The sequence below is a fragment of the Nocardioides guangzhouensis genome (genome assembly GCF_004519545.1).
Taxonomy (GTDB): Bacteria; Actinomycetota; Actinomycetes; order Propionibacteriales; family Nocardioidaceae; genus Nocardioides; species Nocardioides guangzhouensis.
In genome coordinates this window covers 1-24282 of record NZ_SDKM01000015.1, presented here as the reverse complement: position 1 = coordinate 24282, position 24282 = coordinate 1, and the positions used below count along the sequence as shown (strand labels likewise).

General features: G+C 72.2%; 26 protein-coding genes. 12 read left to right on the top strand and 14 right to left on the bottom strand.

Annotated features, from left to right (window positions below):
- The first annotated feature begins 83 nt into the window (after positions 1 to 83).
- Positions 84 to 1295 carry a cysteine desulfurase family protein gene (locus tag EKO23_RS11590; protein ID WP_134717395.1) on the top strand — a complete coding sequence of 404 codons (1212 nt, stop codon included), beginning with the start codon at positions 84 to 86 and terminating at the stop codon, positions 1293 to 1295.
- A complete protein-coding gene (locus tag EKO23_RS11585; RefSeq protein ID WP_134717393.1) occupies positions 1292 to 1564 on the top strand; it encodes a sulfurtransferase TusA family protein in 273 nt (90 codons plus the stop codon). The genes EKO23_RS11590 and EKO23_RS11585 overlap by 4 nt, the downstream gene beginning before the upstream one ends.
- A 539-nt stretch (positions 1565 to 2103) precedes the next feature.
- Here the strand turns inward: EKO23_RS11585 and EKO23_RS11580 are convergent.
- Complete coding sequence (locus EKO23_RS11580) at positions 2104 to 3090, bottom strand: carbohydrate kinase family protein (protein WP_134717391.1); 987 nt, start codon at positions 3088 to 3090, stop codon at positions 2104 to 2106.
- 77 nt (positions 3091 to 3167) lie between these two features.
- Between EKO23_RS11580 and EKO23_RS11575 the strand changes: the two genes are divergently transcribed.
- On the top strand, positions 3168 to 3383 hold the full coding sequence (locus EKO23_RS11575) for a hypothetical protein (RefSeq protein WP_134717389.1): 216 nt from the start codon (positions 3168 to 3170) through the stop codon (positions 3381 to 3383).
- Between the two features lie 81 nt (positions 3384 to 3464).
- Here EKO23_RS11575 and erpA read toward each other — a convergent pair whose 3' ends face one another.
- From erpA to EKO23_RS11560, 3 genes are all read right to left on the bottom strand, one after another.
- A complete protein-coding gene (erpA, locus tag EKO23_RS11570) occupies positions 3465 to 3818 on the bottom strand; it encodes an iron-sulfur cluster insertion protein ErpA (protein ID WP_134717388.1) in 354 nt (117 codons plus the stop codon).
- A 97-nt stretch (positions 3819 to 3915) separates the two neighbouring features.
- Complete coding sequence (locus EKO23_RS11565; RefSeq protein ID WP_134717386.1) at positions 3916 to 5001, bottom strand: glycerate kinase family protein; 1086 nt, start codon at positions 4999 to 5001, stop codon at positions 3916 to 3918.
- A gap of 57 nt (positions 5002 to 5058) precedes the next feature.
- Positions 5059 to 5538 (bottom strand): anthrone oxygenase family protein, encoded by a 480-nt coding sequence (locus tag EKO23_RS11560; protein ID WP_134717384.1) that lies wholly within the window; start codon positions 5536 to 5538, stop codon positions 5059 to 5061.
- Between the two features lie 80 nt (positions 5539 to 5618).
- Here EKO23_RS11560 and EKO23_RS11555 point away from each other — a divergent pair, with 80 nt between their 5' ends.
- The 3 genes from EKO23_RS11555 (at position 5619) to nadA (ending at position 8711) form a co-directional block, all read left to right on the top strand.
- The gene (locus tag EKO23_RS11555; protein ID WP_134717382.1) at positions 5619 to 6557 is read left to right on the top strand and encodes an AraC family transcriptional regulator; all 939 of its coding nucleotides are present in this window, start codon (positions 5619 to 5621) and stop codon (positions 6555 to 6557) included.
- A gap of 70 nt (positions 6558 to 6627) precedes the next feature.
- Positions 6628 to 7515, top strand: a complete 888-nt coding sequence (locus tag EKO23_RS11550) for a GNAT family N-acetyltransferase (protein WP_217702585.1) — start codon at positions 6628 to 6630, stop codon at positions 7513 to 7515.
- Positions 7516 to 7538: 23 nt separating this feature from the next.
- Positions 7539 to 8711 (top strand): quinolinate synthase NadA, encoded by a 1173-nt coding sequence (nadA, locus tag EKO23_RS11545; protein ID WP_134717380.1) that lies wholly within the window; start codon positions 7539 to 7541, stop codon positions 8709 to 8711.
- A gap of 73 nt (positions 8712 to 8784) precedes the next feature.
- Here the strand turns inward: nadA and EKO23_RS11540 are convergent, their stop codons facing one another.
- Genes EKO23_RS11540 through EKO23_RS11525 form a run of 4 tightly spaced genes read right to left on the bottom strand, consistent with a single transcriptional unit; the run spans position 8785 to position 12319 of the window.
- Positions 8785 to 9996, bottom strand: a complete 1212-nt coding sequence (locus tag EKO23_RS11540; RefSeq protein WP_217702584.1) for a sensor histidine kinase — start codon at positions 9994 to 9996, stop codon at positions 8785 to 8787.
- Positions 9993 to 10556 carry a PspA-associated protein PspAB gene (pspAB, locus tag EKO23_RS11535; protein WP_134717376.1) on the bottom strand — a complete coding sequence of 188 codons (564 nt, stop codon included), beginning with the start codon at positions 10554 to 10556 and terminating at the stop codon, positions 9993 to 9995. The genes EKO23_RS11540 and pspAB overlap by 4 nt, the downstream gene beginning before the upstream one ends.
- A gap of 3 nt (positions 10557 to 10559) precedes the next feature.
- Positions 10560 to 11468: a zinc metalloprotease HtpX gene (gene htpX, locus EKO23_RS11530; RefSeq protein ID WP_134717374.1), complete on the bottom strand. Its 909-nt coding sequence runs from the start codon at positions 11466 to 11468 to the stop codon at positions 10560 to 10562.
- 38 nt (positions 11469 to 11506) lie between these two features.
- Positions 11507 to 12319: a PspA/IM30 family protein gene (locus tag EKO23_RS11525; protein WP_134717372.1), complete on the bottom strand. Its 813-nt coding sequence runs from the start codon at positions 12317 to 12319 to the stop codon at positions 11507 to 11509.
- A 153-nt stretch (positions 12320 to 12472) separates the two neighbouring features.
- On the opposite strand from EKO23_RS11525, the gene EKO23_RS11520 reads away from it, so the two are divergent.
- From EKO23_RS11520 to EKO23_RS11510, 3 genes are read left to right on the top strand one after another with little or no spacing between them, the layout of a single operon-like run.
- Entirely contained in the window at positions 12473 to 13063 is a 591-nt protein-coding gene (locus EKO23_RS11520; protein ID WP_246051037.1) for a DUF3043 domain-containing protein, read from the top strand.
- A 16-nt stretch (positions 13064 to 13079) separates the two neighbouring features.
- Positions 13080 to 13919 (top strand): hypothetical protein, encoded by an 840-nt coding sequence (locus tag EKO23_RS11515; protein ID WP_134717370.1) that lies wholly within the window; start codon positions 13080 to 13082, stop codon positions 13917 to 13919.
- Between the two features lie 13 nt (positions 13920 to 13932).
- Positions 13933 to 14481 carry a GNAT family N-acetyltransferase gene (locus tag EKO23_RS11510; RefSeq protein WP_134717368.1) on the top strand — a complete coding sequence of 183 codons (549 nt, stop codon included), beginning with the start codon at positions 13933 to 13935 and terminating at the stop codon, positions 14479 to 14481.
- Between the two features lie 35 nt (positions 14482 to 14516).
- Here the strand turns inward: EKO23_RS11510 and EKO23_RS11505 are convergent, their stop codons facing one another.
- Positions 14517 to 16109 (bottom strand): M4 family metallopeptidase, encoded by a 1593-nt coding sequence (locus EKO23_RS11505; protein ID WP_134717366.1) that lies wholly within the window; start codon positions 16107 to 16109, stop codon positions 14517 to 14519.
- A 127-nt stretch (positions 16110 to 16236) separates the two neighbouring features.
- Positions 16237 to 16980, bottom strand: coding sequence for a 4-hydroxy-tetrahydrodipicolinate reductase (dapB, locus tag EKO23_RS11500; RefSeq protein ID WP_246051049.1), 744 nt, complete (start codon positions 16978 to 16980; stop codon positions 16237 to 16239).
- Between the two features lie 94 nt (positions 16981 to 17074).
- Here dapB and EKO23_RS11495 point away from each other — a divergent pair, with 94 nt between their 5' ends.
- The 3 genes from EKO23_RS11495 to EKO23_RS11485 all read left to right on the top strand — a co-directional run bounded on the left by EKO23_RS11495 (position 17075) and on the right by EKO23_RS11485 (position 18792).
- The gene (locus tag EKO23_RS11495; protein ID WP_134717362.1) at positions 17075 to 17590 is read left to right on the top strand and encodes a class I SAM-dependent methyltransferase; all 516 of its coding nucleotides are present in this window, start codon (positions 17075 to 17077) and stop codon (positions 17588 to 17590) included.
- A 96-nt stretch (positions 17591 to 17686) separates the two neighbouring features.
- Complete coding sequence (locus EKO23_RS11490) at positions 17687 to 18274, top strand: transposase (RefSeq protein WP_134717361.1); 588 nt, start codon at positions 17687 to 17689, stop codon at positions 18272 to 18274.
- Positions 18274 to 18792: a hypothetical protein gene (locus EKO23_RS11485; protein WP_134717359.1), complete on the top strand. Its 519-nt coding sequence runs from the start codon at positions 18274 to 18276 to the stop codon at positions 18790 to 18792. The genes EKO23_RS11490 and EKO23_RS11485 overlap by 1 nt, the downstream gene beginning before the upstream one ends.
- Positions 18793 to 18795: 3 nt before the next feature.
- Here EKO23_RS11485 and EKO23_RS11480 read toward each other — a convergent pair whose 3' ends face one another.
- The 4 genes from EKO23_RS11480 to EKO23_RS11465 form a co-directional block, all read right to left on the bottom strand.
- Positions 18796 to 20157: a M16 family metallopeptidase gene (locus EKO23_RS11480; protein ID WP_134717357.1), complete on the bottom strand. Its 1362-nt coding sequence runs from the start codon at positions 20155 to 20157 to the stop codon at positions 18796 to 18798.
- A 52-nt stretch (positions 20158 to 20209) separates the two neighbouring features.
- On the bottom strand, positions 20210 to 22426 hold the full coding sequence (locus tag EKO23_RS11475; protein ID WP_246051036.1) for a polyribonucleotide nucleotidyltransferase: 2217 nt from the start codon (positions 22424 to 22426) through the stop codon (positions 20210 to 20212).
- A 332-nt stretch (positions 22427 to 22758) separates the two neighbouring features.
- Positions 22759 to 23034 carry a 30S ribosomal protein S15 gene (gene rpsO / locus EKO23_RS11470; protein ID WP_134717353.1) on the bottom strand — a complete coding sequence of 92 codons (276 nt, stop codon included), beginning with the start codon at positions 23032 to 23034 and terminating at the stop codon, positions 22759 to 22761.
- Positions 23035 to 23195: 161 nt separating this feature from the next.
- Complete coding sequence (locus tag EKO23_RS11465) at positions 23196 to 24116, bottom strand: nucleoside hydrolase (RefSeq protein ID WP_134717351.1); 921 nt, start codon at positions 24114 to 24116, stop codon at positions 23196 to 23198.
- Positions 24117 to 24282 lie beyond the last annotated feature (166 nt).

The window sequence follows — 24282 nt, the reverse complement described above, 5'->3', positions numbered from 1 at the left end:
CTCTCTCAGTCGTCACGGATAGTCCGCACACTATCGGAACCCTTCCCCGTAGTGGGCGACAGGTGGGTCGGTAGGTTCGGCGTGTGAGATACACCTCGGAGCGCCCCGGGGAAGACCCGGACAAAGGGGTCGGGACGGTCCCGGAGACACGCGCCGACGGGGCCGGTCCGACCGACCTCGACGCAGCTTCCTCCACCCCGTTGCACCCGGCCGCGCGGGAGGCGCTGCTGGCCGCCATGGACGCCGGGTACGCCGATCCGCGACGCCTGCACGGACCCGGCCGGACCGCCCGGATGCTGCTGGACAACGCGCGCGAGGTCGTGGCCGCGTGCCTGGAGGTCCGGCCCGACGAGGTGACGTTCACCCCCAGCGGCACGCACGCCGTCCACCTCGGCCTGCTCGGCCTCGCCGCCGGTCGCTCACGCGCGGGTCCCGCGCTGGTCGTCTCCGACGTCGAGCACGCAGCGGTGCGGCACGCCGCGGACTGGACCGGCGCCCCGGTCGCCGGCGCCGCCGCCGACCGGCTGGGGCGGGTGTCGCCGGAGGCGGTGGAGGCCGCGGTCGCCTCGGTCGGGGAGCCGGTCGCCGCCGTCGCGGTGCAGTCGGCCAACCACGAGGTCGGCACCGTGCAGCCGGTCGCCGACATCGCTGCCCGGCTGGGCGACCTACCCCTGTTCGTGGACGCCTGTGCGTCCCTCGGCCACCTCCCCCTGCCGTCCGGGTGGGCGACCGCGGCCGGCTCGGCCCACAAGTGGGGCGGCCCGGCCGGCGTCGGCCTGCTCCTCGTCCGCAAGGGCGTGCGCTGGCGGCCGCCGTTCCCGGTCGACGACCGGACCGACGAGCGTGCGACCGGCTTCGAGAACGTGCCGGCGGCGCTCGCCGCCGCGGCGGCGCTGCAGGCGGTCAGCGAGGAGCGTGCGACGGTGGCGCCGGCGCAGCACGCGCTGGTGGCCCGGATCCGCGAGCGGGTGGCCGGCGAGGTCGCCGACGTGGAGGTGGTGGGTGATCCGGACGACCGGCTCCCCCACCTGGTCACCTTCTCCTGCCTGTACGTCGACGGCGAGGCGCTGGTGACCGGCCTCGACCGGCTCGGGTACGGCGTCGCGTCGGGCTCGGCGTGCACCGCGTCGACCCTCTCCCCCAGCCACGTGCTCGAGGCGATGGGCGTGCTCACCCACGGGAACGTGCGCGTCTCGCTGGACCGCACCACCACGGTCGCCCAGGTGGAGGCGTTCCTCGACGCGCTGCCGGGCGTGGTGGCCGGGATCCGGGCCGAGCTGGGACCGCTGCCGTGAGCGACCAGCCGGGACGCGGGGAGCCCGAGGAGACCGTGGAGGTGGACTGCCGCGACCTGCGCTGCCCACAGCCGGTCATCGAGCTGGCCCGGGTCTCCGGAGGCCTGGCGGACGGGACGGTGCTCGCGGTGCTGGCCACGGACCCGGCCGCGGCGACCGACATCCCGGCCTGGTGCCGGATGCGCGGGCACGAATTCCTCGGTTCGGAAATGACCGGACGTGGTGTGCAGCGCTTTCTTGTCCGTCTGGGACATCGGCCCGCTATTTGACGACCGCTAGATGCCAATTTGCCGAATTGTGCACATGGGACTGTCCGCAGGTGCTTTCATCATTTCGCAAACGCTTTCTCCACCCCCCGAGAAATGAGGAGCACCCCCCCGATGCGCATCTACGCCAAGTCGCTGATCGCGGGTGTCGCCTTCGCCCTGGCCATCGGATCCGGCACCTCTGCAGAGGCGGCCAAGGCGATCCCCAAGGGACCCGCCATCCCGGCCAAGGCGATCCCCAAGGGACNATCCCCAAGGGACCCGCCATCCCCGCGAAGGCCATCCCCAAGGGACCCGCCATCCCCGCGAAGGCCATCCCCAAGGGACCCGCCATCCCCGCGAAGGCCATCCCCAAGGGACCCGCCATCCCGGCCAAGGCCATCCCCAAGGCTCCGGCGATTCCCTGACCGGAGGCATCCGGACGGCTGAGCCATCACCGTCCGACCGACGCATCACGACGGCCCCCTGACCAGCGAACGGTCAGGGGGCCGTCGTCGTGTCCGGCGGGCGGACCGGGCCCGAGTCCGGCCTGGCGCCGCGTCTCAGGGGCGCGGCATCCGCAGGTGCGGCTCGATGTCCGCCACCGCGTCGTCGCCGTACGTCTCGCGCATGCGGCGCACGAAGGCCGCGCGGCCGAGGGTGTACTCCTGGGTGCCCACCTGCTCGACCACGTAGACCGCGAGAAGGCAGCCGAGCTGGGCGGCGCGCTCGGGCTCGAGGTCCCACGAGAGCGCGGCCAGGAAGCCGGCCCGGAAGGCGTCGCCGACGCCGGTGGGCTCGACCTTGCGGATCTCCGGCACGGCCGGGACCGTGATGGACTCCTCGCCCTCACGGTCGATGCGCACGCCGTCCGGCCCGAGGGTGACCACCCAGGTGCCGACCCGGGAGAGCACCTCCTCGCGGGACCAGCCGGTCTTCTGGGTGATCAGCGCGGCTTCGTACTCGTTGGAGAACAGGATCTCGGCGCCGTCGATGAGCTGCCGGATCAGGTCGCCGTCCCCGAACGCGAGCTGCTGCGACGGGTCGGCGACGAAGCGGTAGCCGCGCTGACGGCACTCGTCGGTGTGCCGCAGCATCCCTTCGGGGTCGTCGGGCCCGACGAGGACGTACGACGGCTCCCCCACGGCGTCGACGATCGGCTTCAGCTCGATGTCGCGGGCCTCGCTCATGGCGCCGGCGTAGAACGACGCGATCTGGGCCATCGACGAGTCGTTGGTGCACACGAAGCGCGCGGTGTGCCGGGTCTCGGAGACGTGCACGTGCTCGCAGTCGACGTTGTGCCGCTCCAGCCACGAGCGGTACTCGGCGAAGTCCTCCCCCACGGCCCCGACCAGGATCGGGCGGAGGCCGAGGTTGCCGAGGCCGAAGCAGATGTTCGCGGCGCACCCGCCGCGGCGTACTTCGAGCTCCTCGACCAGGAACGACACCGACAGCTTGTCCAGCTGGTCGACGACCAGGGAGTCGGAGAACTTGCCCGGGAAGGACATCAGGTGATCTGTGGCGATGGAGCCCGCGATGAGCAGCGACATGTTGCCGAACCCTACCCGTCGTCACCCGGGTCCGACGGCTCTGGGGATACCACGCGGTAACGACTAGCGTCGCTCACATGAGCGCACCCGTCTCCCCCCGCCTCGCGTACGACGACCCGTCGTCGCCGCGGGAGATGTTCGGCGACTGCCGGGCGGTCGGCGCGAACCTCGCGCTGGTGCACCCGCTCGACGCTGCCCGTGGGCGTCCGGCTCCCCGCACCGAGGGGCCGGCGATCGAGGTGTCCGTGGAGGCGGCCACGATGGCCGGCAGCCTCCACCTTCACCTGGATTGATCTCGGGCGACTGATCTCGGGACATGGAGAAGGCCCCCGCCGGACGGCGGGGGCCTTCTCCATGCAGCGTGCGCGGGCGGCTCAGTGGAACGAGTCGCCGCAGGCGCAGGAGCCGGTCGCGTTGGGGTTGTCGATGGTGAAGCCCTGCTTCTCGATGGTGTCGACGAAGTCGATGACCGCGCCGTTGAGGTAGGGCACGCTCATCCGGTCGACGACGACGGCCACGCCGTCGAAGTCGGTGACCACGTCCCCGTCGAGGCTGCGCTCGTCGAAGAAGAGCTGGTAGCGCAGGCCGCTGCAGCCACCGGGCTGCACCGAGATGCGCAGCGACAGGTCGTCGCGGCCCTCCTGGTCGAGGAGGCTCTTCACCTTGGCGGCAGCGACCGGGCTGAGGTTGATCTGGTCGGTGCGGGTCTCGAAGGCCTGCTCGGTCATGTTGTGACTCCCACGGTGCTCGTCGAACGGGTGTGTACCGGTTCCAATGGTCGCACATCGGAGGTTATTCCCCCGCGCCGACGCCGCACCCGGTGCGTCAGCGGCCCCAGGTGCGGGCGACCCGCTCGGCGAGGTCGGCGAGGGCGCCGGCCGGGTCGCCCCACGCACGCTCCTCCCCCACCAGCTCGACCAGGGAGTACGCCGACTCCACGCCGAGGGCGCGCATCTCGCGGGACCCGACCAGGACCTGCCCAGCCAGGGCCACGCACGGCCGGAGGGCGGCCGCGGCGATCTCGGCGACGCCGTACGGCACCTTGCCGGAGCGGCTGGAGAAGTCGAAGGCACCCTCACCGGTGACCACGACGTCCGCCCGAGCGGCGCGTCCGGGCAGCCCGACGGCATCGGCGACCAGGCCGATGCCGGGCACCCGATCGGCGCCGAGCAGCAGGAGTGCGTAGCCGAGGCCGCCGGCGGCACCCGCTCCCTTCTCCAGGGACAGCCGCCGGTCGGCGAGCCCGGCGAGGTGCTCCAGGGCGGCGTCGACGGCCACCAGTCGGTCCTCGGCCAGCCCCTTCTGCGGGCCGTAGGTCCTGGTGGCGCCGAACAGCCCGGTCAGCGGGTTGTCGACGTCGGAGGCCGCGGTGATCCGGACGCCCGCGACCCGGTCGCGGGCTCGCCCGAGGTCGAGCGTGGTCAGCCCGGACAGGGCCGCCGGGCCGGCGTCGAGGGCGGCGTCGCCGGTCGCTCCGAGCGCGGCGAGCAGGCCCGTACCGCCGTCGTTGGTGCCACTCCCCCCGAGCCCGACCACGATGTGGGTGGCGCCGGCGTCGACCGCGGCCAGCAGCAGCTCTCCCGCTCCGTACGTCGACGCAGCCTCGACGTCGCCGTCGCCCAGCAGGTGACGGCCGCAGGCCTGCGCGGTCTCGACGTACGCCGCCTCTCCCACGCGGAGCACCGACGCCGGCACCGGGTCGCCGAGCGGGCCGCGGACGGTGACCCCGAGCAGGTCGCCGCCGAGCCCGGCGTGCAGCACGTCGACGAAGCCAGGGCCGCCGTCGGACATCGGGGCGAGGTCGAGCTCGGCGTCCGGCACCCGACGCCGCCAGCCGGTCGCGATCGCCTCGGCGGCCTGCACCGCGGTGAGGGTGCCGGCGAACTTGTCCGGGGCCACGAGCACGCGCATGGGGCCATCCTGTCCGACCGGTCGCGTGCACCTGTGCGGCGGGGCACCGCCCGGGCTTCAGCGCACGGCCGAGCCGACGAACGCGGCGGCGGCCCCGAGGGCGGCGGCGGTGCGGACGTGGTTCATCCGGGTCCACCCGGCGGCGTACTCCCGCCAGGCACCGGAGGCACCCGCGCTCGTCGGGTCGACGGCCATCAGGGCGTCGTTGCGGGGAACGTGGTACGCCGCGGTGACCAGGAACGCGACCAGGTACAGCGCGGCGCCCGCCAACATCCACCAGGCGGTGCGGTCGCCGTCGCGGAGGTCGACGACGGCGCGGAGCGCGAGCAGCAGGCAGAGCAGCGCGGTGCCGACCAGCGGGACCAGCAGGGGCCCGCGGGGCGCGAACCGGTTGATCTGCTGCATCGCGGCGATCGCGGTGGCCGGCGAGCTCGCGTCGAGCCCGCGCATCACGAAGGCGGAGAAGCCATAGAGGACACCGCCGACGACGCCGGCGCCGGCGGCTGCGGTGAGGGTGAGCGTCTGGGTGAGGGTCATGCCGAGATTCCACCGCCAAACGGCGAGACGTTCCATGAGTGATGGACGCAGATCCATGTGAATTCGTCTACGCTCGACACATGGACCCGCTCACCGACCTGCTGGACGCTCCACGTGCCCGCGACGCGTTCCTGCTGCGGGTGACCATGGCGCCGCCGTGGGCGGTCGAGGTGCGGGACCGGGCGCCGCTGACGCTCGTCGCGGTCACCGCCGGCACCGCCTGGTTCGTGCCGGAGGGCGGCGAGCCGGTGCAGCTCGAGGCCGGCGACCTGCTGCTGGTGCGGGGCCCCGCGCCGTACCTCGTCGCCGACGCGCCCGACCGTGCCCCCGACGCCGTCATCCACCCGGGCCAGCGCTGCGAGACCCCCGACGGCCGCAGCCTCGACCTGCCCATGTGGCAGGGCGTGCGGAGCTGGGGCAACGACGGCGACGGGCCCGACACTTTGCTGATCGGGACCTACGAGACGGCCGGGGCGGTGGGCGGCCGGTTGCTCGCCGCGCTGCCGCCGTACGTCGTGACCCGCGCCGCCGCGTGGCACTCGCCGCTGGTCCGGGTGCTGGCCGACGAGGTGCACGGCACCGGGATCGGTCAGGCCAGCCTGCTCGATCGGCTGCTCGACGCGCTCGTGGTCGCGGTCGTGCAGCACTGGGCAGACGACGAGGACGGCGCTCCGGCGTGGCTGCGCGGCACCCGCGACCCGGTGGTCGCCGAGGCGCTTCGGCTGCTGCAGGACCGCCCGGCCGACCCGTGGACGGTCGGGGCGCTGGCACGGGCGACGGGGGTCTCGCGTGCCGCCCTGGCCCGGCGGTTCACCGCGGAGACCGGGGAGCCCCCGATGGGCCATCTGGCGGCCTGGCGGATGTCGCGCGCCGCCGACCTGCTCGACGGCGAGGACTGGACCGTGGCCCGGATCGCTCGCGAGGTCGGCTACGACAGCCCGTTCACGTTCAGCACCGCGTTCAAGCGGCACCACGGGGTCGCGCCCACCGGCTGGCGCCGCCGGGAGCGGCCCGCCTGACCGGACGGGACGGCCGAACGGAACGGCCGGACGGACTGGCCGGACTGGACCGCGTGGCAGGATGGCGGCCGTGAGCGAGGTGGTCGTGCGGCCGATGCGCCCCGAGGACGTCCCGTTCGCCGAGCGGCTCAGCGCCGCCTCCTTCCTCGAGCTCGACCAGCGCACCCTCCCCCGGTCCTGGCCGGACCCGGTCGAGCGACCTCCCGGCCGTGCCGAGAAGTGGGTCGAGCGCACGCTGAGCCTGCTGCGCACGGATCCCGGCGGGTGCTGGGTGGCCGAGGTCGACGACAGGATGGTCGGCTACGCGACCTCGCTGGAGCGCGAGCTGATGTGGATCCTGGCCAGCTACGGCGTGCTGCCGGACGCGCAGGGCCGGGGCATCGGGCGGCAGCTGCTCGACGCCGCGATGCAGCACGGCCGCGGCTGCCTGCGGATGATGCTGTCCGCATCGCAGGACCCGCGCGCCGTCCGCCGCTACCTCCTCGCGGGGTTCCGGATGCACCCGCAGATGTACCTCACCGGCACCGTCGACCGCGCCCTGCTGCCGGTGGTGGAGAAGACCCGGGAGGGCTCGGCCGGCGACATCGACCTGATGAACTCCGTGGACCGGCAGACCCGCGGCGCCGCGCACCTGTCCGACCACGAGGTGCTGCTGCGGCAGTACGCCCTGGTGGTCGCCGACGCGCACACCGGGTCGGGCTACGTCTACCACGACGCGTTCGGCTCGCCTCAGCTGCTGGCCGCCACCAACCGTCGTACGGCGGCGGCGCTGCTGTGGGAGGCGCTCGCGGCCAGCGACCCGCTGGTGAACGTCGACATCGCCCATGTCACTGCGGCGAACCCCTGGGCCGTGGACGTCGGGGTGGCGGCCCGGCTGGACCTGCACACCGCGGGCTACCTCGCGCTGCGCGGGATGAAGCCGCCGGCGCCGTACCTGCACCACGGGTCGCTGCTCTGAGGGCCGTCCCTAGGATTGAGCGCATGACAACCGTCGACCTGCCCCTCCTTCCCCTCGGACGGGGCCGCGACCTGACCGCCGAGCGTGGCGTCGAGTGCCCTGGCGACCTGCCTCCCGCCTCCGACCCGACCCTGGTGGCCCGGGCGGCGGCGGCGAAGGCGGCGCTCGGCGAGAAGCTGTTCGTGCTCGGCCACCACTACCAGCGCGACGAGGTGATCCAGTTCGCCGACGTGACCGGTGACTCCTTCAAGCTCGCCCGCGACGCGGCCGCGCGACCGGAGGCGGAGTACATCGTCTTCTGCGGCGTGCACTTCATGGCCGAGTCGGCCGACATCCTCACCTCGCCGCACCAGAAGGTGGTCCTGCCGGACCTCGCCGCCGGCTGCTCGATGGCCGACATGGCCCGGCTGGCTCAGGTCGAGGACGCGTGGGACGCGCTCGCCGACGCCGGCATCGCGGACGTGGTGGTGCCGGTGACCTACATGAACTCCAGCGCCGACATCAAGGCGTTCTGCGGCCGCAACGGCGGCGCCGTGTGCACGTCCAGCAACGCCGAGGTGGCGCTGGAGTGGGCGTTCGACCAGAAGCCGGACGCCAAGGTCCTGTTCCTCCCCGACCAGCACCTCGGCCGCAACACGGCGGTGCTCAAGATGGGGATGTCCCTGGCAGACTGCGTGGTCTGGGACCCGCGGCAGCCGAACGGCGGGCTCACCACCGACGAGCTCCGCGACGCGCGGATGATCCTCTGGAAGGGCCACTGCTCCGTGCACGGCCGGTTCCGTGCCGACGTGGTCGACGAGCTGCGGGCCACGATCCCCGGGGTCACGATCCTGGTCCACCCCGAGTGCACCCACGACGTGGTGCTGAAGGCCGACCTGGTCGGGTCGACGGAGTTCATCATCAAGACCGTCGAGGCCGCCCCGGCCGGCACCAGCTGGGCGATCGGCACCGAGCTCAACCTGGTCAAGCGGCTGGCCGCGCAGCACCCCGACAAGCGGATCACGTTCCTCGACAGGACGGTCTGCTACTGCTCGACCATGAACCGGATCGACCTGCCGCACCTCGTGTGGGCGCTGGAGTCGCTGGTGGCCGGGCACGAGGTCAACGTGATCCGGGTCGACCCCGACACCGAGCACCACGCCCAGGTGGCGCTGCAGCGGATGCTGGAGCTGCCGGGCAGGTCGCACCGCGACTGACCCGTCTCCCCGGCCGAGGCGTACGGCGACCGGTCGGCGTACGGCAACCGGTCGGGGCGGGCCCCGGTCCCGGTCAGACCCGGCCGGGCAGCTCGAACCAGGCGACGGTGCCGCCACCCGGGCGAGGGTCGAGCCCGATGGTGCCGCCATGGGCGCTGACGATGCGCCGGCAGGTCGCGAGCCCGATCCCGTTGCCCGGCACCCGCTTGTCCAGCCGGGCCAGCGGCTCGAAGACCCGCTCCCGGTCCACCTCGGCGACGCCCCGACCCCGGTCCGCCACCTCGACCCGCCACCCGTCCGCGGTCTCGGAGGCGGCGACGATGATCTCGGGGCCCACACCCGGGACCACGAACTTCACTGCGTTGCCGAGGAGGTTCTGCAGGACCAGCCGGAGCTGGGTCTGGTCCCCGAGCACGACCGGCAGGTCCTTCTTCACCGTGACCATGGCCGGGACCACCTCGCCGTCGAGGTCGGCCATCGCGTCGGCGACCACGATCGCCAGGTCGACGGGCTGGAGGTTCGGGCTCCCGCCGATCCGCGCGAACTCGAGCAGGTCCCCGATCATCGTCTCCATCCGGGTCGCGCCGCTCGCGGCCCGCTTGAGGAGCAGGGCCAGGGCGTCGTCGAGCGCGCCGCTGTCCTCGAGCTCCTCCTCCAGCAGCCCCAGGGACATGCCCAGCGCGGTCAGGGGGTTCTTCAGGTCGTGGCTGACCTGTCCGGCGAAGGCCGCCAGCCGATCGTTGGAGGTCTCCAGCTGGTGGTTCGCCTCCTGGAGCTGGTCCAGCGCGGTCTCGAGCTGCCGGGTGCGCAGCTCGAGCTCGAGGACGTCCATGACCCGCCCGGCCAGGGTCGAGAGCATGCCGGCGTCCTCGGCCCCGAGGTGCCGCGGTTCGTCGTCGAAGACGCACAGGGTGCCGACCGTGACACCGTCGGGCGTGGTCAGCGGGTGGGAGGCGTAGAACCGGACGTTGCCGAGCGGGCCGGTCACGAAGGGGTTCGCCCGGAACCGGTCGTCGGAGCGGGCGTCGTCGGTGGCCACCGCCTCGCCGCCCTCGACGACGACTGTGCACATCGCGTCGTCGTACGAGCAGACCGCGCCGTCGAACCCCACCGTCGCCACCTGGTGCTGCTCGACGTCGGTGATCAGGTTGATGGTGGCCATGGGCACGCCGGACACCCGGGCGGCCAGCTCGACCAGGGCGACCAGCTCGCGACGCGGCGGCTGGTCCAGGACCTGGTAGCGCTCCAGCGTGGCGACCCGGCTTCTCGAGTCGACGGCGTTCACAGTCCCGGAGCCCCCCATACGGCCAGCCATCGGTTGAGGTCGGGCTCCATCGGCAGCTCACCCGAGAGGTGGTCGCGGACCTGGAGCTCGAGAAGGTTGTCGCGGCGGGTGCCGGACGGAGCGAAAGGATAGAACGTGCCCTGCTTGTAGAGGTAGACCAGGCCCACCTTTCGTCCCGCGCTGTCCTGGAACGTCACGATCGAGCACAGCAGGCCGGACCCGAAGCCCTGCTCCTCCAGCGACGTGTTGACCGTGTGCAGGTCGGTGCAGAGCACGGACATGTCGTCCTGCCGGGCGACCAGCCAGGTGAACCCGAAGTCGTCGACGGTCGACTCGACGTCCGGCCCGTCGTCGTCGGCGTCGAGCAGGGCCACGATCTCGGCCTGCGTGTCGGAGAACGCCGCCCCCTCGGCGGCCCGGAAGCACACCGCACCGACACCGGTCGGCTTCAGCCCGGCCGCGGTCTCCAGCGTGATCGCGGCGCTCGGGATCATGAACAGCGAGTCGAGGTTCGCCGCCTTCGCGGGCGCACGACCACGCAGGGCGTCCCAGAAGCCCACGGCTCAGTCCATCGGGCGGCCGAGCTCGGCGGCGATCCGCGCCAGCTGCTCCAGCCGCTGCTCGAGCGACGGGTGGGTCGAGGTCAGCGTCTTGAAGTCGACGCCCTTGACGGCCGGGGCGATGAAGAACGCGTTCATGGCGCTGGCCGCACGCAGGTCGCGGGTGGGTATCGCCGCCATCTGCCCGCTGATCTTCTGCAGCGCCGAGGCGAGGGCACCTGGCTTCTGGGTCAGGAACGCGCCGGACCGGTCGGCGCACAGCTCGCGGTAGCGCGAGAGCAACCGGGTCAGGAAGAAGCTGATGGCATAGACCACCAGGCTGATCGCCAGCGCCACGAGGTACGCCGGGAAGCCGTTGTTGTTGTTCCGCCGGCCGAGCCCGAGGCCGCCGAACTGGGCGCTCCGGGTGAGCATCGCCGCGATGATTCCCGCCGACGAAGCGACGGTCATCACCAGCACGTCGCGGTGCGCCACGTGCGACAGCTCGTGCGCCAGCACGCCCTCCAGCTCCTCGGCGTCGAGCCGCTGGAGGATGCCGGTGGTCACGCAGACCACCGAACGGTTCGGGGACCGGCCGGTCGCGAACGCGTTGGGGATGTCGCTGTCGGCGATCCCGACCCGCGGCTTGGGCATGTCGGCCAGCGCGCAGAGCCGGTCGATCATGCCGTGCAGCTCGGGGGCCTCCTCCGGGGTCACCTCGCGAGCCCGCATCGCGCGCATGGCGACCTTGTCCGAGGACCACCACTGGTAGAAGGCGATGCCGATGCCGGCGATCCCGATGAAGAACGCAATGTTCTGGAACGTGTACATGAGGGTCACGACCAGCGCGACGAACAGGGCGCCGAGCAGGAACATGACCAGGGTCATGCGGGCGGTGAGGCCACGGTCCTTGAGGAAGCGGGAGTGCGCCATGGCTCAGTCCCGAGCCAGGCGCCGGCAGGCGGTCATGGTCAGCTCTTGCCGTCGGGGTTCTGGGCCTCGGCGTCGCCGGTCTGGGCCTCCACGGACTCGGGCTCGGCGCGCAGGATGTCGCCGCCGTCGGCCGCTGCCTCGATCGCCTCGGGCTGCGAGGCGCCCTTGAGCCGGGCCAGCTCTGCCTCGACGTCGGACTGGGAGCTCATCGCGTCGAGCTCGCGGGCGATGTCGTCGCCACCACCGGGCGAGGTGACGTCGTCGAGCGCGCCGGAGGCGATCAGCTCGTCGATGGCGCCGGCCCGGGCCTGCATCTGGGCGGTCTTGTCCTCCGCCCGCTGGATGGCCTGGCCGACGTCGCCCATCTCGTCACCGATCCCGGACAGGGCCTCGTTGATGCGGGTCTGCGCCTCGGCCGCGGTGTAGGTGGCCTTGATGGTCTCCTTCTTGGTGCGGAAGGCCTCCACCTTGGTCTGCAGCCGCTGCTGGGCGAGGGTGAGCTTCTCCTCCTCGCCCTGCAGCTGGGCGTGCTGCACCTTGAGGTCGTTGACCTGGGACTGCAGGCCGGACTTGCGGGTGAGCGCCTCGCGGGCGAGGTCCTCGCGGTCCATGTCGATGGCCTTCTGGGCCTGGCCCTGGAGCTTGGCCGACTGCTGCTCAAGCTGGTTGATCTGCAGCTCCACGCGCTTGCGGCTGGTCGCCACGTCGGCCACGCCGCGGCGTACCTTCGAGAGCAGCTCCACCTGGCGCTGGTAGCTGTAGTCGAGGGTCTCGCGGGGGTCCTCGGCGCGGTCGAGGGCCTTGTTGGCCTTCGAGCGGAAGATCATCACAAAGCGCTGCCAGAGTCCCATGTGGTGCGGCCCCCTCGGGTCGTGCCGTCGTAGCGACGTGGTGTCCGGTGTTTCCCTGCCTTCACCCTAGGCCCAAACACAAGCCGGAGCGAGGAAGGGCGGGCGGTAGGCTGGGCCCCTGATCCGTCCCGTCGCTCCCCGCTCGTGAGGCCCGTGTTGTTCCGTCGTTCCAAGTCCCCCGTCGTCGACGAGTCCGCCGCCGTCGCCAAGCCCGGCGGCAAGGGCCGCCCGACCCCGACCCGCAAGGAGGCCGAGGCCGCCGCGCGCGAGCGGGCCAAGGTCCCGCGCAGCCGCAAGGAGCTCGCCAGGCAGCAGCGTGACCAGCGCATGCAGTCGAGCCGCCAGACGCGGGAGGCGATGCGCACCGGCGAGGAGAAGCACCTCCCGGCGCGCGACCGGGGTCCGGTCAAGCGGTTCATCCGCGACTTCGTCGACAGCCGGCTCGGGTTCTCCGAGCTGCTGGCGCCGCTGCTGATCCTGATCATGGTCCTCGGGTACGGCGCCGCCGGCAGCGCGGGCGTGACCATGTCGGGCTTCCTGATGCAGACCACGATGCTCCTGGTCATCGCCGACGTCCTCTGGCTGCGGTTCCGGCTGCGCCGCGCGGTGCGCGAGCGGTTCCCCGACGAGTCCCTCAAGGGGGTCACGTTCTACGGCGTGATGCGGGCGATCAACATGCGCTTCCTGCGCATGCCCAAGCCGCAGCGCAAGATCGGCGAGTCGCTCCCCGACACCTACCGCTGAGCCGGCGGTCCCCGCGGTGCTGGTCGGGCTGGTCGCCGCCCTGGTGGCCGCCCTGCTCTTCGGCTGGGCCGCGGTCGACCAGGCCCGCGCCGTGCGGGCCATGCCGGGCCACGAGAACCGGCTCGGCTCGTTCGTGGCCGCAGGGGTGCGTGACCCGTTGCTCCTGCTCGTCGTGGCGGCGTACCTCGGCGGGTTCGTGCTGCACGCGGTCGCGATCTGGCTGCTCCCGCTCTACCTCGCGCAGGCCGCGATCTCGCTCTCGATGCCGTGCACGGCCGTGCTGTCGGCGCACCGGCTGCACGAGCCGCTCGGTGTCGCCCGCTGGGTGGCCGTCGCGGCGGTGACCGGCGGCATCGTGCTGCTCGCCCTCGGCGCCGGGGAGCCCGGTGAGGTGGTCACGCACTGGCCGTTCGCGCTGGCCATGGTCGGCGTCCTGGCCGCGGTCCTCGCCGCGGGCGCCGCCGTACGCCGTCGTCCGGTGCTGCTCGGCGCCGTCGCCGGCTGCGGGTACGCCGGCTCCGCGCTGGCCGTGCGCGGCGTCGGGGCCGAGCTGTCCGGACCGGTCGTGGTGTCCGCTCTCACGGTGCCGGCCCTCGGACTGGTGGCGTTCTGGCTCTACTCGATCGCGCTGGCCCGGACCACGGTCGCCCCGGCCACCGGCGCGCTGATCGTCACCCAGACCTTCGTCCCGGCGCTGGTCGGGATCGCCCTGCTCGGCGACGAGGTGCGGACCGGCTGGGCGGGCGCGGTGCTGGCCGGGCTGGTGCTCAGCGTCGCCGGGGCGGTCGCGCTGAGCAGCGCGGCGGCGGTCTCCGCGGCCGTGCCGGGCGCCGCCGGGGCCGACGACCGCGCCTGACAGGATGGCGATCATGAGCCAGCCCTCCGCCGACGTGTCCGTCCGGGTCGCCTGGGCCGACGACGCCCCCGGGATCGCGGGCGTCCAGGTGCGCGCCTGGCGCGAGGCGTACGCCGACGTGCTCCCGGCCGAGGCGCTGGCCGGCCTCGACGTGGAGCACGTGGCCGCCGCCTGGCGCGACGCCCTGGCGAAGCCCCAGGACGCCCGCAACCGGGTCCTCGTGGCACTGGAGCGCAACCGGGTGGTCGGCTTCGCGGTCACCGGCCCGGCGGGCGACCCCGACTGCGACCCGGTCTCTGACGGCGAGGTCGGGGAGTTCCGGGTCGACCCTGGCGAGCAGCGGAAGGGCCACGGCTCGCGCCTGGTCCAGGCCTGCGCCGACACGCTGGCCGCCGACCGGTTCAGCCGGGCGGTCGCCTGGCTGAGCAGCACCGACGACGCGCTCCGGGAGTTCCTCACCGGCGCCGGCTGGGCCCCTGACGGCGCCCACCGGGAGCTCGACCTGCACGGTGACGGCACCGTGCAGGTCAAGCAGGTGCGGTTGCACACCGCGCTGGCCTGACGAATCACCAGTTCACGTGTGAGACCAGCGCCCTCTCAGCCGACGGAGACGGCGCTCCAGGCGGCGGCGACGGTGTGGTACTGCGTGCTTCCGGCGCCGTAGAGGTCTCGGGCTGCGTTGAGGGTGGCGGTGCGCGCCCCGGCGTGGTCGGTGCTCGAGGTCATGTAGACCGTCAGCGCGCGGTACCAGATCTTCGCGGCAGCGTCGCGGCCGATGCCGGTCACCGTCGAGCCGTTGCAGGTGGGGCTGTTGTAGGACACGCCGTTCAGGGTCGTGGCGCCCGAGCCCTCCGACAGCAGGTAGAAGAAGTGGTTGCCGACGCCCGAGGAGTAGTGCACGTCGTCCTGGCCGACCAGCACCGACCAGCAGTCGTAGGACGCGCCGTCGCTGCTCGGCTTGTCCATCCGGCGGAAGCCCTCGTGGTTCTCGAGGTCGAACTCCTCGCCGATCAGGTAGTCACCCGGGTCGTTGGCGTTGGCGGCGTAGAACTCCACCATCGTGCCGAAGATGTCGGAGGTGGACTCGTTGAGGCCGCCGGACTCCCCGGAGTAGGTGAGGTCGGCGGTGTTCTCGGTGACGCCGTGCGACATCTCGTGGCCGGCCACGTCGAGGGAGGTGAGCGGGCCGTAGTTGGTGCCGTCACCGTCGCCATAGGTCATCTTGGTGCCGTCCCAGAACGCGTTCACGTAGCCGTTGCCGTAGTGGACGCGGTTGAACGAGCCGGTGCCGTTGCCGAAGATGCCGTTCCGGCCGTGGACGTTCTTGTAGTAGTCCCAGGTGACGTTGGTGCCGTACTGGGCGTCCACGCCGGCCGACTCGCGGCTGCTGGTGGAGCCGTTGCCGAAGGAGTTGTCCGGGCTGGTGAACAGGGTGCCGGTCGGGCAGCCGGTGCCGAAGATCTGGCAGGTGATCGGGTCCTCCTTGTTCCCGAGGTCCGTGGTGTAGGTGTTGCCGCGGGTCGGGTCCTTGAGCTGGTACGTCGACCCGCTGAGCGTGAGCTGCAGGGGCACGGTGCCGCCGTACAGCGACTGGCCGGAGCCGTCGACGTTCTGGATCTCCTGCTCGGTGCGGAGGACCTCGCCGGTGCGCGCGTCGACGTACGTCGCGAGGCGCGACGGGGTGCCGTCCTCCTGCACGCCACCGCTGAGCACCTTCCAGGCCAGCCGTGGGATGGCGCGAGTCGCGTCGACGACCAGGACCGCCGAGCCGGAGGTCTTCTGCGCGTCGATCGCACGGTTGACCGGGCTCGGGGCCAGCGCCTCCACCGCGGCAGCCCGGCCGGCGACCGTCGGCACCACGGACAGGTCGAGCGGGGCCTCCAGCGTCTGGGAGACGCCGTCGAGGGCGCCGCCGGCGCTCTGGTGCACCACGAGGTCGCCGCCGACGACCGGGAGACCGTGGTACGTGCGGTTCATCCGCACGTGGGTGCCGCCGTCGCGGTCGACGACGGTGGCGGTCTTCGTGAAGGCCTGACCCGGCGTGGCGCGGGCAGCGACGGGGTGGGCGGCCAGGGCCTCGAGGGCGGTGGCCCGGTCGGCGGACTGCGCCCGGGCGGAGGCGCCGAGGGTGAGACCGGTGGTCGAGGCCGCGGCGACGACGAGCGCGGCGATGGCCCGAGATGAACGCATGGAAGGGGTGTCCTCACTCACGTGGAACCGGGATGGAACCTGCATGAACCTGTCAGGACCGACGATCGATGGGAAGGGACCGCCGACTGCAGGTTCGTGCAATGCGCAAACCTGCAGATCTCCGATGTCAGCCGAGGTCGAGCAGCTCCTCGAGGCCGACGGTGAGCCCGGGGCGGGCGGTGATCTGGCGCAGCCCGGTGAGCACACCGGGCGCGAACGACGCGCGGTCCATCGAGTCGTGGCGGATGGTGAGCGTCTCCCCCGGCCCGCCGAGCACCACCTCCTGGTGGGCGACCATGCCGCGGATCCGCAGGCCGTGTACCCGGACGCCGTCGACGTCGGCACCGCGGGCTCCGTCCAGCGCGGAGGAGGTGGCGTCGGGCATGGGCGCGGAGCCGGCCTCGCGGCGGGCGGCGGCGATGAGCTGCGCCGTACGGCGGGCGGTGCCGGAGGGCGCGTCGGCCTTGTCGGGGTGGTGCAGCTCGACCACCTCGACCGACTCGTAGAACGGCGCCGCGACCGCGGCGAACCGCATCATGAGGATCGCGCCGATCGAGAAGTTCGGGGCGACCAGGACACCGGTGCCGGGGCTGTCGGCGAGCCACCCGCGCAGCCGCTCGAGCCGCTCGTCGTCGAAGCCGGTGGTGCCGACGACGGCGTGGATGCCGTGCCGCACGCAGAACTCCAGGTTGTCCATCACCACGTCGGGGTGGGTGAAGTCGACGACCGCCTCGACCCCGGACTCCACCAGGGTCGCGAGGTCGTCACCGGCATCGATCTGCGCCACCAGGTCCACGTCGTCGGCGGCCTCGACGGCACGGCAGATCTCGCTGCCGACCTTGCCCCGCGCACCCAGCACGCCGACCTTCAACCGCTCGCTCGTCACGGCCTCAAACCTACCGGCCCGCGACGTCGGGGGCGTGGGGGTGACTGACGAACGGGCGCGGGGATGGCACTCTTTCCCCATGGTTCCGCAGACGATCCCGGCCCGGATCCGGTGGGCGGTCGACGTCCTCGACCCGCAACCCGGCGACCAGATCCTCGAGATCGGGTGCGGGCCCGGGTACGCCGCGGAGCTCGTCTGCGAGCGGCTGGACAAGGGCCGGCTGCTGGCGATCGACCGCTCCGAGTCGGGCGTCGACCGCACGAAGCGGCGCTGCGCGGACGCGATCGCGGCCGGCAGGCTGACCGTCCGGCACATCGACCTGGCCACGCTGCGGGTGCCGGTCAAGCGGCTGGACCGGGCGTTCGCGTTCAACGTGAACCTGTTCTGGGTCCGCGACTGCGAGGCCGAGGTGGCGCTGCTGCACGAGCGCATCTCCCCCGGCGGCGCGCTCTACCTCTTCTACGAGGTGACGCCGGTGACCGACGTACCCCTGATCCTCGAGAACGCCTCCGCCGCCCTGATGAAGGCCGGCTTCCGGGTGTCGGTGGTGGAGAGCAAGAAGCCCGCCGTCGTCGGACTGGTCGGCAAGCGCTGACAGAAGGTTTCCATCTTATGATCTCTTGCATTAGGGAATAACCTAATCTACGGTGGGACAAGGCCCGGACCTTCCGGACCATCCGGGGAGGCAGCCATGCGCGCGCTGATCCTGACCGTCGACCAGCGGGGCAGCCGCACCGCCCCCGACCTCGTCGAGCGGGCAGCCGAGCGGTACGCCGCGGGCGCGCTGCTGGCGTTCGAGCGCACGGCGGGCGACGAGATGCAGGCGCTCTACACCGACCCCGCCGCCGCGGTCGCCACCGTCGAGGGGATGCTCCGCGAGGACGCGTGGTACGTCGGCGTCGGCGCCGGCGCCGTCGAGACCCCGCTCCCCGACCACGTCCGGGCCGGCCGGGGCGAGGCCTACGTGCTCGCCCGCGAGGCGGTCACCCGGGCCAAGAACGCTCCGGCGCACCTCGCGGTGGGTGGCCCCGACTATCGTTCCCGGCAGGTCGAGACCGTGCTCTGGCTCTGGGCGGGCGTGCTGCACCGACGCACCGCCAAGGGCTGGGAGGTAGCCGACCTGGTCGCGACCGGCTTGACCCACCAGCAGGTGGCCGACCGGCTGGGCATCACCCAGTCGGCGGTGACCCAGCGCGCCCGGGCAGCGGGGCTGGTCGAGGCCGATCGCGCCCGCACCCTGGCCACCGAGCTCCTGGCCGCCCTGCTCGAGGAGGACTGATGGAACTCGTCGCACCGGTGGTGCTGGCCACCGCGGTGGCGCTCGCCCTGCTGGGCTGGCGGCTGCCCACCCGGGGCCAGGTCCTCGTGGCCGCGGCGATCGGCCTGCTGCTGGGCTTCGCCGCCGTGCTGGCGCTGACCGAGCTCCATGCCGACGACTCCGACAACGTCGGGCTGGTCCTCGCCGGGACGCTCGCGATCCTGGGCGGAGGGGTGGTGACCTCAGCCGTCTTCGGTCTCGTCGACAACGCCTCCCCCGGCAACGGATCGGTCCGCAAGGCGGGCGAGGTGCTCCGGGGCGGCGCCTGGATCGGCGCCCTCGAGCGCTGCGCGGTCTTCGTGACCTTGGTCAGCGGCTGGCCCGAGGGGCTCGCGGTGACGCTGGCGCTCAAGGGGCTCGGCCGCTACCCCGAGCTGCGCACGGAGACCGACGGCGCCGCCGAGCGCTTCATCATCGGCACCTTCACCAGCGTGCTCTGGGCGGTCGCCTGTGCCGGCGCCGCGATCACGATGACCTGAGCGTCACTCGTCCTCGTCGGGCCCGACGATCGCCAGCACCTGCGGCTGGGAGAACAGCTCGTGCGCGAGCTCGCGCACGTCCGCCACGGTAACCGCGTCGACGCGGCGCAGCACCTCGTCGATGCTGAGCAGCTCGTCCTGGACGAGCTCGGCCTTGCCGATCCGTGACATGCGGGAGCCGGAGTCCTCGAGGCCCAGCACGAGACCGCCGCGGACCTGCCCCTTGCCCCGGGCCAGCTCGTCCTCGGCGAGCCCGTCGACCGCGATCTTGCGCAGCTCCTCGCGGACCACCGCCAGGACCTCGTCCAGCTTGGCCGGCAGGCAGCCCACCGACACGCCGACCACCCCGGCGTCGGCGTAGTGGCTGGCGAACGAGAACACCGAGTAGGCCAGGCCGCGGACCTCGCGGACCTCCTGGAACAGCCGCGAGGAGGTGCCGCCGCCGAGCGCGGCGTTGAGCACGCCGAGCGCGAACCGACGCGGATCGGTGCGGGTCATCCCCCGGACGCCGAGGACCAGGTTGACCTGCTCGAGCGGGCGGGTCGTGTGTGCCGCGGCGCCGGGCACGCGGCGGGCCCGGTCGGTCACCACGGCTCGGCGCGGGGCGTCGGTGCCCGCCAGGAAGCCGTTGCGGCCGAACGCCTTCCGGACCTGGCGTACGACGGCCGCGTGGTCGACGTTGCCGGCCACCGCCACGACCATCGAGTGCGGGCGGTAGTGGCTGCGGTAGAACCGGGCGATCTGGTCACGGGTCATCGCGCTGATCGACTCGGTGGTGCCGGCGATCGGACGGCCCAGTGGGGTGTCGCCGAAGGCCGCCTCGGCGAAGAGGTTGTGGACCACGTCGTCGGGGTCGTCGTCGTGCATGGCGATCTCGTCGAGGATCACGTCGCGCTCGGCCTCGACGTCGACGTCGGCGATCAGCGAGCTGGTCACCATGTCGCCGAGCACGTCGACCGCCATCGGCAGGTCCACGTCGAGGACTCGCGCGTGGAAGCAGGTGTACTCCTTGGCGGTGAAGGCGTTGAACTCACCGCCGACCTCGTCGAGCGCCACGCTGATGTCCATCGCGGTGCGCTCACGGGTGCCCTTGAAGAGCAGGTGCTCGAGGAAGTGCGAGCAGCCGTGCAGCGCCGGGGTCTCGTGCCGGGAGCCGACCCCGACCCAGACGCCGACGCTGGCCGAGCGGACGCCGGCCATCTGCTCGGTGACCACGCGCAGGCCGCCGGGCAGGACCGTGCGGCGTACGCGCGAGACGACCTGACCGTCCGGGTCGCGCTCGGTGAGCAGCGTGCGGGTGCTGCCGGTGCGCTGCGGCTCGGCCTGCCGTCGCCCCTTGCGCCGCTCCTTGGGGGAATGCGGCAACCGGCCAGCAGGAACCTGCTGGCCGGTTGCCGATGACGAGGAAGGGATCACGTCAGTTCTCGGAGGAGTCCTCGGAGGCCTCGGCGTCCTCGACCACGGGGACCAGCGACAACTTGCCGCGGTCGTCGATCTCGGCGATCTGCACCTGGACCTTCTGGCCCACGGAGACGACGTCCTCGACGGCGTCGACCCGCTTGCCGCCGGCGAGGGCGCGCAGCTTGCTGATGTGCAGCAGGCCGTCCTTGCCGGGGAGCAGCGAGACGAAGGCACCGAAGTTGGTCGTCTTCACGACCGTGCCGAGGTAGCGCTCGCCGACCTCCGGCATGGTCGGGTTGGCGATCGCGTTGACCGCGGCGCGGGCGGCCTCGGCGGCCTCGCCGTTCGTGGCACCGATGTAGACGGTCCCGTCGTCCTCGATGGACAGCGTGGCGCCGGTGTCGTCCTGGATCTGGTTGATCACCTTGCCCTTGGGGCCGATGACCTCGCCGATCTTGTCGACCGGGACCCGGATGCTGATGATGCGCGGCGCGTGGACCGACATCTCCTCCGGGGTGTCGATGGCCTCGGCCATCACGTCCAGGATCGTCATGCGGGCGTCCCGGGCCTGCTGCAGCGCTTGGGCGAGCACCTCGGCCGGGATGCCGTCCAGCTTGGTGTCGAGCTGGAGGGCGGTGACGAACTCGCGGGTGCCGGCGACCTTGAAGTCCATGTCGCCGAAGGCGTCCTCGGCGCCGAGGATGTCGGTCAGCGCGACGTACTCGGTCCTGCCGTCGATCTCACCGGAGATCAGGCCCATCGCGATACCGGCGACGGGCGCTCGCAGCGGGACACCGGCCTGGAGCAGCGACAGGGTCGAGGCGCACACCGAGCCCATCGAGGTGGAGCCGTTGGAGCCCATCGCCTCGGAGACCTGGCGGATCGCGTAGGGGAACTCCTCGCGGGTCGGCAGGACCGGCATCAGCGCCCGGCCGGCCAGCGCGCCGTGGCCGATCTCGCGACGCTTGGGCGAGCCCACCCGGCCGGTCTCACCGGTGGAGTACGGCGGGAAGTTGTAGTTGTGCAGGTAGCGGCGGCTCGTCTCCGGGGAGAGCGTGTCGAGCTTCTGCTCCATGGTCAGCATGTTCAGGGTGGTGACGCCCAGGATCTGGGTCTCGCCGCGCTCGAACAGCGCCGAGCCGTGCACCCGCGGGATCACGCCGACCTCGGCGTGCAGCGGGCGGATGTCGGCCAGGCCGCGTCCGTCGATGCGGATCTTGTCGCGCAGCACGCGCTCGCGGACCAGCTGCTTGTTCAGCGAGCGGTAGGCGGCGCCGATCTCCTTCTCGCGGCCCTCGAACTGGTCGGCGAGCTTCTCGAGAAGGCCCTCCTTGATGGAGTCGAGCCTCTCCTCGCGCTCCTGCTTGCCGGCGATCGCGAGCGCCTCGGCGGTCTCGGTGCGCACGGCGGACTCGACGGCGGCGTACACGTCGTCCTCGTAGTCGAGGAAGATCGGGAACTCCTGGACGGGCTTCGCGGCCTGCTTGGCCAGCTCCACCTGCGCCTCGACGAGCTGCTTGATGAAGACCTTGGAGGCGTCGAGGCCGCCAGCCACGATCTCCTCGGTCGGCGCCTGGGTGCCGGACTGGACGAGGTGCCAGGTGGACTCGGTGGACTCCGCCTCGACCATCATGATCGCGACGTCGCCGGTGTCGGTGACCCGGCCGGCCACGACCATGTCGAAGACCGCGTCCTCGAGCTGGCTGTGGGTCGGGAAGCCCACCCACTGGCCGTCGATCAGGGCCACGCGGACGCCGCCGACCGGGCCGGAGAACGGCAGGCCGGAGAGCTGGGTGGACATCGAGGCGGCGTTGATCGCAAGCACGTCGTACGGCGTGTCGGGGTCGAGCGCCATGACGGTGATGACGACCTGGACCTCGTTGCGCAGGCCCTTCTTGAAGGTCGGGCGCAGCGGGCGGTCGATCAGGCGGCAGGTGAGGATCGCGTCCTCGGACGGGCGGCCCTCACGACGGAAGAACGAGCCGGGGATGCGGCCCGCGGCGTACATCCGCTCCTCCACGTCGATGGTGAGCGGGAAGAAGTCGAAGTGGTCCTTCGGGTGCTTGCCGGCCGTGGTGGCCGACAGCAGCATGGTCTCGTCGTCGAGGTAGGCGGTCACCGAACCGGCGGCCTGCCGGGCCAGCAGCCCGGTCTCGAACTTGACGGTGCGGGTGCCGAACTTGCCGTTGTCGATCACGGTCTCGACGGCGGAGATGACGGGTCCCTCGTTCAAGGGTTTCCCTTTCTGCTCACGGAGCGATCCGCTCGCCCGCCTCAGCATGAGCCCGGATCCGGGACCGAGGACGGTGACTCGAAGTTCCCGCCCGTCTCGGAGAGGGGCCGGTCTTCGATCGAGGCCCGCAGAGCCGGCGTACCGGTTCTGAGAGCCACTACCGAGGACCGGGCCAGACGATTGCGGGTCGCTCCTGGTGTTGGTGTTGTGCGTTGTCGTTCAGTTGGCGAGCCTAGCGCCGGGAGGCCGGAAAGTCAGACCGGACGCCTGCTCCAAATGCACCGGGAGCGGCCACCGGAGTCGGTGGCCGCTCCGCGGTCACGGTGCGTGCGTCAACGACGCAGGCCGAGGCGCTCGACGATCGAGCGGTAGCGGTCGATGTCGACCTTCTGCAGGTAGTTGAGCAGCCGGCGGCGCTGGCCGACCAGCAGCAGCAGGCCACGACGGCTGTGGTGGTCGTGCTTGTGCTGCTTGAGGTGCTCGGTCAGGTGCGAGATCCGGTGGCTGAGCAGCGCGACCTGCACCTCCGGCGAACCGGTGTCGCCCTCACCCTTGCCGTACTCGGCGATGATCTTCTTCTTGGTCTCCGCATCAGTACCGATGGACATGCGGGCTCCTTCCGATTCTTCCGTTGCGCGGCGCGCCGGGGCCTGTTCACCCGGGCACTCTCGATCCGCGGCCGTTTCACGGCGGTCGTTGCGTGGATGTCGCCCGTTCCGGGCAACCGGGAAAGACTACCAACCGGCCGCCGACCTGCGGAAATCGAGCGTCACAGGGTCGCGCACAGCAGGTCGAGGAACCGTCCGTGGTCGGCGGCCAGGGCCAGCTCCACGGTCGGCGCGGCGGCGGCCAGGTCGTAGGCGGTGGCGCCGTACGTCGCGGGGTCGCTGGTCTCCACCACCACCGACGCCGGCACCGTAGCGACCACGTCGGGGTCGACCAGGCACGCCACCGCGAGCGGGTCGTGCAGCGGGGCGGCCCCGGCAGCGGCCATCGCGGCGTCGCGCTGGTACCACCGGATCCGCTCGCGCACGAACGACGCCGCGGCGTGCGCGGCCGGGGTGTCGGAGGCGGCGATCCGGTCCGCGTCGGCGCGGGTCAGCGGGGCCGAGAACGTGGCGTCCATCCCGACCATGGTCACCCGGCGGAAGCCGGCCGCGAGCACGGTCGCGGCGGCCTCGGGGTCGCACCACACGTTCCGCTCGGCGTACGCCGTGACGCCGGGCTCGCGGTGGGTGCCGCCGAGGACCACCAGCCGGTCGACGCTGTCCACGACCTCGGGGTGCGCGGCGACCGCGGTGGCGAGGTTGGTCAGGGGGCCGGTCAGCACCAGGGTCACCGGGCGGTCCGCGGCGTGCAGAAGGCGCACCAGCCAGGACGCGGCCGGCTCCTTCGCGGGGTGGCGGTGCGTCGCAGGCAGGTCGAGCTCCGGCGCGAGGTCCGCGCGCCCGCTCGGCAGCGGCTCCAGCCGGGGGCGGAACGGCCGGTCCGCGCCGGGGTGCACCGGCACGTCGTACCGCCCGAGCAGGCCGAGCACCCGCAGGGTGTTGTCCGTGGTGTGACGGACGTCGTGGTTGCCCCAGACCGTGGTGACGCCGAGCAGGTCGAGGTCGGGGTGCAGCGCGGCGAGCATGATGGCGACCGCGTCGTCGGTGCCGGTGTCGCAGTCGAGGACCACCGGGATGCCCATGCCCCGACCCTAGTCCCGCCGAGGTGCCCGGAATTGCGTTTCGAGGTGCCCCTACTTGCGATGGGGCGCCCGTACTACCGGTAACACCGGGCACCTCGACCAGCAAGACTGGGCCCGTCGACCAGCAAGACCGGACACCTCGACCAGCAAGACCGGGCACCTCGAC

What these genes read in the sequence shown, in the direction of transcription:
- erpA (WP_134717388.1), bottom strand. Translation starts at nt 3,818, where the DNA reads ATGACCGAGCAGGCCTTCGAGACCCGCACCGACCAGATCAACCTCAGC.
- EKO23_RS11565 (WP_134717386.1), bottom strand. Translation starts at nt 5,001, where the DNA reads ATGCGCGTGCTCGTGGCCCCGGACAAGTTCGCCGGCACCCTCACCGCG.
- htpX (WP_134717374.1), bottom strand. Translation starts at nt 11,468, where the DNA reads ATGGCGCACTCCCGCTTCCTCAAGGACCGTGGCCTCACCGCCCGCATG.
- rpsO (WP_134717353.1), bottom strand. Translation starts at nt 23,034, where the DNA reads ATGTCCATCGGTACTGATGCGGAGACCAAGAAGAAGATCATCGCCGAG.
- EKO23_RS11485 (WP_134717359.1), top strand. Translation starts at nt 18,274, where the DNA reads ATGGAACTCGTCGCACCGGTGGTGCTGGCCACCGCGGTGGCGCTCGCC.
- EKO23_RS11495 (WP_134717362.1), top strand. Translation starts at nt 17,075, where the DNA reads ATGGTTCCGCAGACGATCCCGGCCCGGATCCGGTGGGCGGTCGACGTC.
- EKO23_RS11525 (WP_134717372.1), bottom strand. Translation starts at nt 12,319, where the DNA reads ATGGGACTCTGGCAGCGCTTTGTGATGATCTTCCGCTCGAAGGCCAAC.
- EKO23_RS11580 (WP_134717391.1), bottom strand. Translation starts at nt 3,090, where the DNA reads ATGTCGCTGCTCATCGCGGGCTCCATCGCCACAGATCACCTGATGTCC.
- EKO23_RS11575 (WP_134717389.1), top strand. Translation starts at nt 3,168, where the DNA reads ATGAGCGCACCCGTCTCCCCCCGCCTCGCGTACGACGACCCGTCGTCG.
- nadA (WP_134717380.1), top strand. Translation starts at nt 7,539, where the DNA reads ATGACAACCGTCGACCTGCCCCTCCTTCCCCTCGGACGGGGCCGCGAC.
- EKO23_RS11555 (WP_134717382.1), top strand. Translation starts at nt 5,619, where the DNA reads ATGGACCCGCTCACCGACCTGCTGGACGCTCCACGTGCCCGCGACGCG.
- EKO23_RS11510 (WP_134717368.1), top strand. Translation starts at nt 13,933, where the DNA reads ATGAGCCAGCCCTCCGCCGACGTGTCCGTCCGGGTCGCCTGGGCCGAC.
- EKO23_RS11465 (WP_134717351.1), bottom strand. Translation starts at nt 24,116, where the DNA reads ATGGGCATCCCGGTGGTCCTCGACTGCGACACCGGCACCGACGACGCG.
- EKO23_RS11490 (WP_134717361.1), top strand. Translation starts at nt 17,687, where the DNA reads ATGCGCGCGCTGATCCTGACCGTCGACCAGCGGGGCAGCCGCACCGCC.
- EKO23_RS11505 (WP_134717366.1), bottom strand. Translation starts at nt 16,109, where the DNA reads ATGCGTTCATCTCGGGCCATCGCCGCGCTCGTCGTCGCCGCGGCCTCG.
- EKO23_RS11560 (WP_134717384.1), bottom strand. Translation starts at nt 5,538, where the DNA reads ATGACCCTCACCCAGACGCTCACCCTCACCGCAGCCGCCGGCGCCGGC.